Source organism: Peribacillus sp. NPDC097295 (genome assembly GCF_044761665.1).
In the GTDB taxonomy this organism is placed as follows: Bacteria; Bacillota; Bacilli; order Bacillales; family DSM-1321; genus Peribacillus.
Genome location: NZ_JBIWCW010000009.1, coordinates 62,352 through 76,590, shown reverse-complemented (window position 1 = coordinate 76,590; position 14,239 = coordinate 62,352). Strand labels below are relative to the sequence as shown.

General features: G+C 36.6%; 8 protein-coding genes and 3 pseudogenes. 10 read left to right on the top strand and 1 reads right to left on the bottom strand.

The window, feature by feature from the left end:
• Positions 1 to 317 precede the first annotated feature (317 nt).
• Positions 318 to 1,484, bottom strand: coding sequence for an acyltransferase family protein (locus ACIQXN_RS15305; RefSeq protein ID WP_402968182.1), 1,167 nt, complete (start codon positions 1,482 to 1,484; stop codon positions 318 to 320).
• 270 nt (positions 1,485 to 1,754) lie between these two features.
• Here ACIQXN_RS15305 and ACIQXN_RS15300 point away from each other — a divergent pair, with 270 nt between their 5' ends.
• The 10 genes and pseudogenes from ACIQXN_RS15300 to ACIQXN_RS15255 form a co-directional block, all read left to right on the top strand.
• A complete protein-coding gene (locus ACIQXN_RS15300; RefSeq protein WP_402968179.1) occupies positions 1,755 to 2,525 on the top strand; it encodes a hypothetical protein in 771 nt (256 codons plus the stop codon).
• Entirely contained in the window at positions 2,525 to 2,791 is a 267-nt protein-coding gene (locus tag ACIQXN_RS15295; RefSeq protein WP_402968176.1) for a PqqD family protein, read from the top strand. The genes ACIQXN_RS15300 and ACIQXN_RS15295 overlap by 1 nt, the downstream gene beginning before the upstream one ends.
• Positions 2,781 to 3,245 (top strand): signal peptidase I, encoded by a 465-nt coding sequence (locus ACIQXN_RS15290; RefSeq protein ID WP_402968173.1) that lies wholly within the window; start codon positions 2,781 to 2,783, stop codon positions 3,243 to 3,245. The genes ACIQXN_RS15295 and ACIQXN_RS15290 overlap by 11 nt, the downstream gene beginning before the upstream one ends.
• On the top strand, positions 3,245 to 4,210 hold the full coding sequence (locus ACIQXN_RS15285) for a nucleotidyltransferase family protein (protein WP_402968170.1): 966 nt from the start codon (positions 3,245 to 3,247) through the stop codon (positions 4,208 to 4,210). Before ACIQXN_RS15290 ends, ACIQXN_RS15285 begins: the two co-directional genes overlap by 1 nt.
• Before the next feature lie 297 nt (positions 4,211 to 4,507).
• Positions 4,508 to 5,134 (top strand): metal-dependent hydrolase, encoded by a 627-nt coding sequence (locus ACIQXN_RS15280; protein ID WP_402968167.1) that lies wholly within the window; start codon positions 4,508 to 4,510, stop codon positions 5,132 to 5,134.
• Positions 5,135 to 5,281: 147 nt separating this feature from the next.
• Positions 5,282 to 5,722 (top strand): C40 family peptidase, encoded by a 441-nt coding sequence (locus ACIQXN_RS15275; RefSeq protein WP_402968164.1) that lies wholly within the window; start codon positions 5,282 to 5,284, stop codon positions 5,720 to 5,722.
• Positions 5,723 to 5,992: 270 nt separating this feature from the next.
• Complete coding sequence (locus ACIQXN_RS15270) at positions 5,993 to 8,122, top strand: ATP-dependent Clp protease ATP-binding subunit (protein ID WP_402968161.1); 2,130 nt, start codon at positions 5,993 to 5,995, stop codon at positions 8,120 to 8,122.
• Between the two features lie 429 nt (positions 8,123 to 8,551).
• A pseudogene (pulA, locus tag ACIQXN_RS15265) lies at positions 8,552 to 10,483 on the top strand (type I pullulanase); the annotation flags it as partial.
• Between the two features lie 205 nt (positions 10,484 to 10,688).
• A pseudogene (gene fdhF, locus ACIQXN_RS15260) lies at positions 10,689 to 13,642 on the top strand (formate dehydrogenase subunit alpha).
• Positions 13,635 to 14,201, top strand: a pseudogene (locus tag ACIQXN_RS15255) (helical membrane plugin domain-containing protein); the annotation flags it as partial. The pseudogenes fdhF and ACIQXN_RS15255, both read left to right, overlap by 8 nt.
• Between the last annotated feature and the right edge of the window lie 38 nt (positions 14,202 to 14,239).

The following is a 14,239-nucleotide window of genomic DNA, read 5'->3' as shown; positions in this document are numbered from 1 at the left end:
TTACCGTTTAGATAAATAAAGAAAATCGTGAGCATTAAAATCGTGAGCGTCTTAAAATACCTTATAAACAACATAAAATCTTCCCCCAGTAAAGAATGTTTTATAAAAAACCTAACTATCTTTGGTATCCCCCTCCTATCAAAATATTTATTTATAAAGAATAAGTATGGAGATAACAGGATGAAGGTAATGGTATGTATTCCTCACTTACTCGATATATTTCATTTTATACAGAACTAAATACCCAACCTTTATATAGAATATCATTGTTCTTTATAAAGAACAATGATAATTATCGGGGTGAAATTCATTTCATATTATATTATTTCTTTATTATCATTTGGAACTTCAGTATTTTCTTTTTGCTGGCGTGTTTTCTTTGTTAACTTTCTACCTAAAAGTATTGATTTCTTTTCTATAAATCGGTAAGAAAGATTGGATATCACCAAACTTGCCAATAGCGATAAGATCCATATTCCAAAAATCGGTATTTTCCCATATAAAATATGAGTAAAAGTAAATAGGACAATACAATGATAGAGATAAAGACTGTAAGAAATTTCTCCTAATAATTTCATTGGTTTTAATGATAAAAACACAGAAAAACGTTTTGAACTAAATGAAAGTAATATAATTAAGGATGCACCTATGGATACAAACCAACTATCAAGTATTGTAGCTAAAAATGGGTCACGCCCACCAAAAATTATTGATAATGCAAAAGCGGGTTTTGCGAATAAGTAAAAAAATAGTCCAATTAATCCTAAAAAGATATTCATGTTTAATGGGAATTTTTTAATTTTCTCTACTAGATAAACTCTATGTTTAGCCAAAAGTGCCCCTATTATAAAAATAGATGTATAGTGGAGAGTATGGAAAAAATCATGACTAGGCTTTTCAAATAAAAGATACAATGTAAATCCTAGTGTTGTAAGGCCAATACCAAATAAAATATTGAATATCCAGTTTTTTCTAACGATTAGTAACATTAATAATGGGAAAATAATTGAGATTCGCATTTCGTGGACTAATGACCATAAAACTGGATTAAAATGAACATTAGGAAAATTATTCAGTAAAAACAGATGTTGTAATAAGAGCATAACGCTTGTATTACCATTCCAACTTTGGTTAAACCAAAGACTTAATTGATTAATTTCTCCACTGTAAAATATAGATGAACAAATAATAACTAATAGTAGTGAAGCATAATAAGGAAGATAGATTCTTAAAAATCTTTTAAATAAATAAGGAAAATAAGATATTTTGTTGTTTTTTTTATAAAAAGGCAACGATAACACAAAGCCACTTAGAACAAAGAACAGGGTTACTGCTTCACTACTTGCTACAAAAATACGTAAAGGACTAAACTCAATAAAATTAGTAACATTATTTTCGGGTATTAATAACATGAAATGGCCTAATAAGACTGTAAATGCAGCGATTCCTCTTAAAGAATCTAGTTCTGAATAACGTTTTTCCATTATACCCCTCCACAATCAATTTGTTCTTTATGAAGAACAACTCAATTATAAAATTAAGAATTTTAAAATACAATCTAAACTTCATATTTGATTGGTTAATTAGGTAAGAAAGGGTTATATGGTAAATAAAAAACACTTAATAAGTCGAAATTTTGTTCTTTAAAAAGAAATATTAATAATTTATAATAATTTTAGGAGTATTTAACTAACTAAAAAGCAGAATAGTAAATAAAAATTATTGTATCCGTTCGATATAGAAAGGAACTAGATATGAAAATAACCCATACGAAAATAGGGGAACATTTTATCCAGATAGAAAATGCTCCTGATACTATAGACGGAATGTTTCGTGATTTAGGAAGCTCAAATACAAATCCTGATCTTACCATAACCGTCCAGATGGAATTTGGGGAACCTTTTGTAGATTACGAGGTGAATGTTACTAATACGGCTGATAGAATTTACTTTCGAAGGTTGGATTACCTAGTAGAAGTAGATACAGATTATCAATTTGCCGAAATTTCCGCTTATAATGAGTTGGCTTTAAAGCATGCGTTCATAAATTTATATAGTTCATTCATTGTCTATCATGAATGGGGGCTGTTACTTCACTCTTCCTGTGTTATTGATAACGGAAAAGCTCATATTTTTGCAGGACATTCGGGTGCTGGAAAATCAACGGCTGCTAAACTATCATATCCCAGAAATCTTCTGTCTGACGAAGCGACCATTTTAAAAGTTACCCCTGATAAAGTAGAAGTTTTTAATTCACCTTTTCGAAGTGAACTACGATCAGAGGGAGAAGAGGGCTACTTACCATTAGGTAGTATACAAGTGTTACATCAGTCACTTACTAATCGAAGAAGTAAATTAGCGAAGTCGGACACGCTTTTAACTTTGATTGATAAAGTGTTTTATTGGTCCGATGATTCAGTGAACACTAAAGTTATTTTGGGCATGTTAACGATTGTTGCAAACCAGGTTCCCGCATATAATCTCTTTTTTCAAAAGGATAATACATTTTGGGAGTTGATTTCGTAATGGTTCAATATATACAATGTAATCATGTTGAAGCCACACAGCTTGATGGTGAGTGGGTTATTTTACATACGGACACATTCACAGTCACAAAATTAAACGGAATCGGAGGATATTGCTGGAATCTTCTAAGCCGAGCTCACACATTAGATTCTTTGATTGAGAAAATTATGGATCAATATGACACGACAAAAGCTGAATCTAAAAAGGACTTTGAAAATTACTTAACTGACTTATTACATCTTGGTTTAATTCAGCATGTTGTTTGATAATGAGACAGTAGACTTATTTAAAACTGTTCTGAAAAAAGAAGGGTCATTTCATCTACCTGCTCAAGGTAGCAGTATGTATCCCTTTATTAAAAGCGGTGATATCTGCCATTTTAATGAATGTAAGTTATCTCAATTGAAAAAGGGCGATATTGTTTTGTTTTATAGTGCAACAAAGCGATTGATTGCGCACCGTTATTATAAGGAGATACAGAGTAACCAACAGCGGCAATTCCTTTTCAAAGGAGACACGAACTTGGGCTTCGATCAGCCAGTACTTGGGGATCAAATTGTCGGTAAACTGCTTTATGTCCAAAAAAGGAATACGAAAATTTATGTTTCTAGTTTTCTAGCTAAAGCGTGGGGGGAGCTCATTATGTCTTTCCCGATGTTATCGATTGTTTTACGAAAGTACTTAGATTTTCAACAAAGAAAAAAGGGAGGACCTAATTAATGAATCCTTCATTGCTGCAAGTCTTATATGATTCGCATATAGAACTACCCATTGATTCAACTTACTATTGGAAGCTTCTTAACGAAATCGAAAAATCGAATAGTCACGCACAAACATATACTATTATGAAACAAGAAGGGAGGTTGGAGGCAACTCCGGCGTTCTTTCAGCAAAAACTAAAAGAAAAATATCAAAGTGTTATATTTCAAAATATCCTTTTTAAAAATCAGACAAATCGAATCCTACGTGAATTTGAAGAAAGAGGAATAGAAATCATTCCGTTAAAAGGGACTGGATTTGCCGAAAGACATTTCGGTCATCTTGGAGCACGTCCAACATCTGATATTGATTTGTTAATAAAGCCTACTGATATGAATCAAGCTATCGATATTGTTAAAAGCTTAGGTTACATAGAGGAGCGTAAACAAATTACTTTTCATTTTCATCGTTCTTACAACAAAGTCCTTCCTGGGTCCCCCATTCCCTTAACGGTCGAACTTCATTGGGATATTTTAAAGCAGAATACAGCAAGTTTTAGTATTGAAGAACTTTGGGAGGAATCCTCTTCACTCAATGGTTCTTTATATATTAAACAACTTTCTAATTATCATCTTTTTTATATGATTTGCCTTCACGGATGGCGGCATAATATGGAATCACTGAAGTATTTTATCGATATTATCCAACTGATTTTGAAATTGGATATCGATTATAAAAGATTGTTAGAAGATGCAAACCGCCACAAAACGAGAAAAAGAATAGTCCGGACGTTATCAATTGTGTATCATCAACTACCAATACTTCATTTAGTAAAGGAATTTCCTGAGGAAGTTCCGACTTCTTATGATCAACGAAACACTTCAATAAAAAAGTATGTAGATTTCATTGAGTATTCATTCTTTAGTTACGATTCCCCTAAACATAGCATGATTGAGCTTTACCATTGGCTACATCCCAAATATTGAAAAGGGTAAAAAATAAATTCTTGGCACTACATCCACGAACATAAATTAACTCGACCACCTCATAGACAAACTTAGCTAGCTATTTAATGAAATGATGATTTCAAAAAGGAGAATTTCATAAACGGATAAATTGATTGAACATACACTTATAGGTACTATACCAAATTATTATTTCCCTGTTTTTCAGTGAAATTAAAGAAAAATAATCCAAAATAATGTATAGTTAAAAAGAAGGGTTCGAACAAACATTCGTTTCCTATATGTAAGCTAACTTCTTAGAGGAACAGGGGAGAGAAAGTGAACGGAACAGCACATATGGCAATAGGAGCAACAGTTGGATTTTTAACGGCGAATACACTTCAGACCGATCCCACTACTACCTTATTTCTAGTCGGGGTAGGAGGAGTTTCAGGTCTTATGCCTGACATGGATATCGATGGTAAGTTGAGTAATAAAATTACTTTTTCTCACAAGTTCATTCGATCGTTGGCGCAGACGATTGGGGTTCTTATGATCATTTATAGTCTTTTGGCTAGTTCTGAAACGGAGAGATGGATTGGAGTAGGAGCAGGTATCGGCATTATTATCATTTCTACTTTTATAACCCAGAGGCATATGTTAACTCTTACGGGTCTTGGTATTTTAGGAGTAGGACTATCTTTAGAGATTAACTGGTTATGGCTGTTGGGAATTTTTATTATTTTTGCTTCTTTTACACCACACCGTAGTTATACCCATTCGATAGCGGGCATAGTTTTCTATGGAGTGATTGCCTTTCAATTCCAAGAAGCATTGGGGACTGCAGGGATATTCACTACTTGTATATTAGGTTACATAAGTCATTTGATTGCTGATATGAAGTTTTTACCTTTTAATAAGCGAGGCGTAAAGTTATTACTACCATTTTTCACTAAGGAATTCTAAGCGGAGCCGCAATGTTTCTATTAAAGAAATGTTGCGGCTTTTTTCATTTCTATCAAGTGTAATATATTTGTAAAGTCCCTGTGATGCGAATGATATAGTTTTTCTAGTATAGTAGGTTTAACGAATTGCAACGGGGGGTAAAATATTTTGTTAAAGAAGTTTTTTGTCGGATTGTCGTTATTTGCACTAATTGGATCAGGTTCTTTTGCTGGCCAAGCAGAAGCAGCTTCATACCATACAAAAGCAATCAAAACAGCTAAAACTGAATTAGGTACGAAATATAAGATGGGTGGTATGTCTTCTTCAGGTTTTGACTGTTCAGGTTTAGTGAAATATTCATATAACAAAGCTGGAAAGACATTACCACGAACAGCTGCTGACATTTATAAAAAGGGAAAGAAAGTAACAACCTTGAAAAAAGGGGACTTAATGTTTTTCTCACCAAATAAAGCGAAAAAACCAACCCATGTAGCAATCTACATAGGCGACAATAAATTCATACACTCTGCATCATCCAAAGGAGTTTCATACGCCAAAACGAATAATACCTATTGGAAACCACAATATATTGGGGCAAAACGTATATAAAAAAATGCATACTACATATGAACGATAAGAGGCTGAATGTAGCCTCTTTTTTGTGTTTGAAATTATAGGACAGTTCGTTTGTAGACTTATTTTATTATAAATCTGATATAATCAGGGGAAAAATCATAAAGAACACTATAAAATGCATATCAAATCATCCAAGCAAAATCCTTGAAAGTCAAAGAAGGTCAAGTTATAATACTATTTACAAGGTCAAAGTTAGTCAAAATCAAACTGTAAGTTGACTTAATTTAAAGGAGGAGTACTTATATGTTATGTGAAAAATGTCATGAAAACCAAGCGAATATCCAGGTTCATCTCCATATGAATGGGCAACAGCATAATGTTAACCTGTGCTCCACTTGTTATAAGGAAGAGCGAAATAAACTTGGTGCAGCCATGGAAGGCATGGATACAGGGAAATTCCAATTCGACGGATTTTCAAATTCATTCAATCCATTTAATAATAGCAACATTCCTCAACAAAAACCGGCTCAGGAAAACAAGGACGGAGGACTGCTTGATGAGTACGGACACAATCTGACCGATGCGGCAAAAGCAGGACTGATTGATCCGGTTATCGGAAGGAATGAAGAGATAAAAAGAGTCATTGAAGTGTTGAACAGACGTAATAAAAACAATCCTGTTTTAATCGGTGAGCCCGGTGTAGGTAAAACAGCCATTGCAGAAGGATTAGCTTTAGCGATTGTGGAAGGAAAAGTGCCTAAAAAATTACGGAATAAATTGGTCTATTCCCTTGATATGGCATCGCTAGTTACGAATACAGGAATCCGTGGTCAATTCGAGGAAAGGGTAAAGCAATTGATCGGTGAGCTACAAGAAAGAAAAAATATCATTTTATTCATTGATGAAATACACCAAATCGTTGGTGCTGGTTCAGCTGAAGGTTCAATGGATGCAGGGAACATTTTAAAACCAGCATTATCTCGCGGTGAACTTCAGCTTGTCGGAGCAACTACCCTTTCTGAATATCGGAAAATTGAAAAAGATGGCGCCCTTGAACGTAGATTCCAGCCTGTGCAGGTGGATGAGCCTACTACGGAAGAAGCTATAGTCATTTTACAAGGTTTGAAAGATAGCTACGAGGCATTTCATGGAGTAACTTACAGTGAGGAAGCGCTGAAAGCAGCCGTGGAACTTTCACACCGTTACATTCAAGATCGATTCCTTCCAGACAAAGCAATCGATTTAATGGACGAAGCAGGTTCAAGACAAAACTTGACGATTGAAGATAGTCAAGAACATGAAATTAAACAGCGCCTTGAACAAATCTACAAAGAAAAAGAAAAGGCACTAAAAGAAGAAGCTTACGAAAAAGCTGCTGAATTGCGAGATGAAGAAGAAAAGTTGGAAAAATCCTTGCATGCTGGAGCGACTTCCAATAAACCACTTGTCACTCAAGAAGATATTCAAAGGATTATCGAACAAAAAACTGGAATCCCTGTGGGCAAACTGCAGGAAGATGAACAAAACAAAATGATCCATCTACAAGAGGATTTAATGAAAAAAGTTATCGGCCAAGAAGAAGCGGTTAAAAAGGTTTCTAAAGCTGTAAGAAGAAGTCGTGCAGGTTTGAAATTCAAAAACCGTCCGACAGGTTCTTTCCTTTTTGTTGGACCAACAGGTGTGGGTAAAACAGAATTGGCTAAAACTCTAGCAGAAGAACTGTTTGGTGATAAGGAAGCGATGATTCGTTTAGATATGAGCGAATTCATGGAGAAACATAGTGTTTCTAAATTGATTGGTTCTCCTCCAGGTTATGTAGGCCATGAGGAAGCAGGTCAATTAACCGAGAAAGTACGTCGTAAACCTTACAGCATTATTTTATTGGATGAAATTGAGAAAGCCCACCCTGATGTCATGCATATGTTCTTGCAAATTCTAGAGGACGGCCGTCTAACTGATAGTCAAGGAAGGACTGTGACCTTTAAAGATACAGTCATTATCATGACAAGCAATGCCGGAGTTGGGGAAAAACAAAAAGTTATGGGATTCGGAACGAGTACAGCAGTGGAAGAAGCTTCAATCCTGCAAGCATTAGGTAGCTTCTTTAAACCGGAATTTTTAAATCGCTTTGACAGTATTATTGAATTCTCAGCACTGAAGAGAGAGGACCTATTACAAATTGTCGATATCATGATTCATGAGCTTGAAGTGACCCTAGCTGCCCAAGACTTATCATTAGTCGTTACTAATGAAGCGAAGCAAAAACTGATTGAATTGGGTTATCACCCAAAATTCGGTGCAAGACCTCTCCGACGTGTTATCCAAGAACAGCTGGAAGATGGTATTACCGATTACATTTTTGAACAGCCCGAAGTGAAAAATTTCAAGGCTGTTATTGAAGATGACCAATTGAAAATAATCAACTCACGATGATTGAAACTAGAAATGCCCCCAATACAGTATGCCTGTAATGGGGGCATTTCTTAATATTATTAATTAAAGAGTACTAGTTAAAATTAATTATTCGGTTTTGATAACTTCTACTATTAATAAGGTGCTTTTATTTTAATGGGGGGGGAATGACAGAGGCTTCAGAAATCAGTAATATTAGTAAGGACTTACTTCTTTAAAAGAGACTAATAAAATATAGTATTGGTAAATACTTTTGATGTTTGAGATCCATACGCTTGTGGAATTAAAAGGAAAGTACTTTTAATTAGGAACATTCATAAAAAGGTAAAATAGTATATAAAAAAAACGCATTCCTATTTCATAACAGGAATTTCATTGGAGGAGTGGCTTATTAAAGATTCACTTTCTTATTTTGAAGAGGAAAATACCAACCAAACACCAAAGGAAAATGAAATAGAAAATATGCTTGATTCCTTGCCAGTTGCAAAAATTGAGCCGATAAGCCCAAAGGAATTGGATAAACTTTATTATTATGACGGAGTTGATTTAGGAAACAATTTTCAACACGATAAAACAACATTTTGCCTTTGGGCCCCTTCTTCAACTGAAGCCAAGCTAGTTACCTATAAAAGCTGGGACGATTCAGAAGGAACTGAAATTGATATGCAGCGATCTGAGAAGGGGACGTGGACAAGTGAAGTATCCGGCAACCAAGATGGCTTAATTTATACATACAAAGTGAAAGTTGGCGATGTATGGAATGAAGCCGTGGATCCATATGTCCGTGCTGTCACAATCAATGGAGATAAAGGTGTCGTCGTTAATTTAGAAGATACTAATCCGCAAAAATGGACTGCTGAAAAACCACCGTTAGCCAAACCTGAGGACGCCATCATATATGAACTTCATATCCGCGATTTATCGATACATCCAGACAGTGGAATTCAGCATAAAGGAAAATATTTAGGAGTGACTGAAACAGGAACAAAAAGCCCTTATGGTATGAAAACAGGGATCGATCATATTAAGGATTTAGGTGTCACTCATGTACAATTCATCCCCATTTTTGATTTTGCAACAGTAGATGAAACAAATTTAATTGAGCCTCAATATAACTGGGGTTACGATCCTAAGAATTATAATGCACCAGAAGGCTCCTATTCGACTGACCCTTATGAACCTAAGCTAAGAATCAGAGAGTTAAAACAGATGATTCAATCCTTGCATGACCAAGGTTTACGGGTCATCATGGATGTGGTTTTCAACCATGTTTATACTGTCGATGACTCGAATTTTAATAAACTCGTTCCAAATTATTATTTCCGTTATAACGAAGATGGAACACTGTCTAACGGAACTGGTGTCGGAAACGATACAGCTTCCGAACATAAAATGATGCGTAAATTCATTGTCGATTCCGTGGTTTATTGGGCAAAAGAGTATCATATCGATGGTTTCCGATTCGATCTCATGGGCGTTCATGACGTGGAGACGATGAATGAAGTAGCAAAAGCTATTCATGAAATTGACCCGACCATCATTTTGTTAGGTGAAGGGTGGGATATGAATACACCACTTGAGGCTACAAAGAAGGCAAACCAAAAGAATGCGAATAAAATGCCGAGGGTTGCTCATTTTAATGACGCCATTCGGGATGGTTTGAAAGGTTTTGTTATGGAAAAGCATGATAAGGGCTTCGTTAATGGCAAACACGGGATGGAGGATATTATAAAAAAAGGTATCGCCGGAGGATTGAAGTATGAAGATCATATAGCTACGTACCAGACCCCCTCCCAGGTCATTAACTATGTGGAGGCCCATGATAATTACACTTTATGGGATAAACTTTTAATCACCAATCCTGAAGCGTCCGATGAAGAACGGAAACAGATGCATAAGTTGGCAACTTCCATAGTCTTACTGTCACAGGGTATCCCCATGATACATGCCGGTCAAGAATTCATGCGAACAAAAGATGGTGATGAAAATAGCTATCAATCATCCGATTGGGTTAATCGCCTGGATTGGAAACGAAGAGCAGAGTTCGACCAAGAAGTAGAATATGTAAAAGGATTAATTGCCCTACGGAAACAACATTCTGTATTTGGGCTTACCTCAGCTGAGGAGATTGAGCAACACTTAACATTTCTCGAAGCACCCGCAAATGTAATTGCCTATTCTTTAATGACAGAATCTTCACTTATTACCGTCATTCATAATGCGAACTGGCATTCCATCAATATTCCTTTACCTCAGCCTAAAAAGTGGTCTCTTTTAGCGAATGGAAAGAGAGCGGGTCTTGAAACAATACTTGAGATAGAGGGTAGTCATGTAAACGTCACACCATTAAGTTCATTCGTATTAAAAAGTGATATCAATTGATTGATTTCTCATAGAATACCAAAAGGAAGAACCTTCATTGTGTTCTTCTTTTTTATTATGATTCTGCTATCTGGACCTTTCATTGTACGTGGACCGCTTTTAAGTAAGTAACCTATGGAAAAACATTTTTCCTTGATTTTAACAAGTTTAATGGAATTTTAAGCAGGGTAAATTAGATTTATGAATGTATTAGGAGGAGTTTATTTTGCAAGAAAAAGTCCATATCAAAATTAATGGAGCCGAGACAGTTCTCGATGGCGGTCAAACAGTATTACAAATGCTTAATGAAAGTTCCATAGAGGTTCCAACTGTTTGTTATCACCCTAGTCTAGGGCCAATTGAAACATGTGATACATGTCTGGTTAGTGTGAACGGGGAACTTGTAAGATCCTGCTCAACTCAAATCAAAGATGGAGATGTTATTGATACGCTAGCATCTGATGTGAAGGAAGCACAGGTAATGGCTATGGATAAGATATTATATAACCATGAATTATACTGTACGGTTTGTGATTATAATAACGGCAGTTGTGAAATACATAATACCGTGAAGGAAATGAAAGTTAATCACCAAAGTGTACCATTTGATCAAAAACCATATGAAGTGGATTCATCTAATCCATTTTACCGCTATGACCCTGATCAATGCATACTCTGCGGTCGGTGTGTGGAAGCATGCCAAGATGTACAGGTAACGGAAACCTTGACGATAGATTGGGAAGCGAAAAGACCACGTGTCATTTGGGATAATAATGTTCCAATCAATGAATCTTCATGTGTATCATGTGGTCATTGTGCAACCGTTTGCCCTTGCAACGCAATGATGGAAAAAGGAATGGAAGGGGAAGCGGGCTTTTTAACAGGCATTGCTAAACAAACGCTTCGACCTATGATTGAAATCACGAAAAACGTTGAAACTGGATATGGCTCTATCCTTGCGATTTCTGATATGGAATCTGCCATGCGTGATGCTAGAATCAAAAAGACTAAGACTGTATGTACATATTGTGGCGTAGGATGTAGTTTCGATGTATGGACAAAAGATCGAAAAATCCTAAAAGTGGAACCACATGCAGAAGCACCTGCAAATGGTATTTCCACTTGTGTAAAAGGTAAATTCGGTTGGGATTTCGTGAATAGTGAAGAAAGGCTAACTAAACCTCTTATCAGAGAAGGAAATGCTTTCCGTGAAGCCGAATGGGAAGAAGCCTTAAATCTTATTAGCAAAAAGTTTACTGAAATCAAAAAAGAAAATGGACCGGATTCTTTAGCTTTCATTTCTTCTTCTAAGTGTACAAATGAAGAATCCTACTTGATGCAAAAATTGGCCAGGAGCGTCATTGGCACCAATAACATTGATAATTGTTCAAGATACTGTCAAAATCCAGCGACAGTGGGTCTATTCAGGACCGTTGGATATGGTGGAGATACAGGTGGAATCAAAGACATAGAGAAATCTGAACTGGTTTTGATTATTGGATCGAACACGTCTGAATCTCATCCTGTTCTATCGACTAGAGTCAAACGTTCACATAAACTCGGTAAACAAAAATTAATTGTTGCGGATATCAGAAAACATGAAATGGCGGAGCGCTCCGACTTATTCATTCAACCAGCACCAGGCTCAGATATCGTCTGGTTATCAGCTGTGTCCAAATATATCATTGATAAAGGCTGGACGGATGAAAAATTCATCCGGGAACGTGTTAATGGCATGGATGAATATATTAGAAGCCTTGAGCCTTATACAATGGATTACGCAGAAAAGGCTACTGGAGTAAGCAAACATGATCTTATTGTAATTGCAGAAGCGCTTCACGAAGCAAATACTGCGGTTTCCCTTTGGGCTATGGGCGTCACTCAACATATAGGCGGAAGTGATACAAGTACAGCCATTTCCAACCTAATGCTAATAACAGGCAACTATGGTAAACCAGGCACAGGAACGTATCCTTTACGTGGGCATAATAATGTGCAAGGCGCTAGTGACTTTGGTAGTACGCCGGATAAACTTCCAGGCTATGAATATGTCACGGATAAAAATGTAAGAGCTAAATATGAGAAAATATGGGGCACCTCAGTACCTGCTAAACCAGGTCTTAACAATCATGAAATGGTCGAGGGCATTCATGAAGGCACTTTGAAAGCCATGTATTTAAAAGGGGAAGATATGGGGTTGGTTGACTCCAATATCAATTATGTGCATGAAGCCTTTGAAAAGCTGGACTTTTTCGTCGTGCAAGATATCTTTTTATCAAAAACTGCAGAATTTGCAGATGTAGTCCTTCCAGCAAGCCCAAGTTTCGAAAAAGAAGGAACCTTCACCAATACAGAGCGTCGTATCCAAAGGTTGTATCAAGTCTTTGAACCACTTGGCGAATCTAATCCTGATTGGCAGATCATCATGGAAGTAGCGAATAGTTTAGGTGCCGGATGGAATTATGCTCACCCAGGTGAAATCATGGACGAGGCTGCTCGCTTATCACCAATTTATGCAGGCGTCAGCTATGAACGACTAGAAGGATACAATGGCCTGTTGCAGCTGATGGCCAAGATACTCCTCTTCTATTTACAGAAGACTTCCCATTCCCGGATGGAAGAGCCCGGTTGTTCCCTGTTGAATGGTCGGAACCAGTGGACTTTGGGGAGGAATATGATATCCATGTGAATAACGGCCGATTACTAGAACATTTCCATGAAGGCAATCTAACCTATAAATCGAAAGGCATCACATCCAAAACGCCAAGGGCATTTCTTGAAGTTTCACCTGAATTGGCAGAAGAAAGAGGTCTTGAAGACGGTACTCTAGTCCGTCTTTCATCTCCATACGGAAATGTGAAGGTACAATGTCTCATTACCGATCGAGTGAAAGGTAAAGAGGTCTACTTGCCAATGAATGATTCGGGAGACGGCGCCATCAACTTTTTGACCAGCAGCTATGCTGATAAAGACACAGATACACCGGCCTATAAAGAAGTACAGGCCAAGATGGAAGTGTTGAAAGCTAAAGGAGAAAATCCATTACCTAGCATCAACCATCGTAATGGGAATCCTCAGCCACAAATCGGAGTACAAGTTCAGAAAAAATGGGCCCGTGAAGATTATATTTTCCCTGGCGACCTCTTAAAAATAAAAAAGGAGGTGAGGAACCGTGGCTAAAGCGACCAAAGTAATCAATCGTATGGAACTAAGCGAAGAAGATGTTCGAAAAATTGAGTTCGAAGATATTGAAAAAACTCTCCTTCAAAATAAAGAAGTCATAAAAGAAACGTTTGAAGTCATGAAGGGCATGCAGGACCGTGGAATACTTTCCATGGTCAACAGCCTGCTAAAGGAAGGGGATAAAGTACTTGATATCCTGGTCAAAACGGCTGATACTCCTGAAACAGCCAATACGTTAAAAAATATACTTCTCATGCTTGGAACATTAGGGACACTAAATGTTAAACAACTTGAACCACTTATTTTGAAGGTGAATTCAGGAATAGCTAGGGTTGCTGAAATAGAAAAATCTGGTGAAAAACCTAGCTATCTTTCCATAGTACGTTCGTTAAATGATAAAGAAATAAAACAAGCTATGACATTATTGATGACCTTCTTAAAGGGAATGGGAGAAGACACAAGTGAGTTAGAACGAACCACTCAATTACCTGAAAATCAGCAATATCATAAAGAAAATGAACAGGCGAATATTCAAAGGCCGACAGCAAAGAAAGATTTCGGCTCAAGCATGCCCAGTAAAGGCGGAAGAGAATC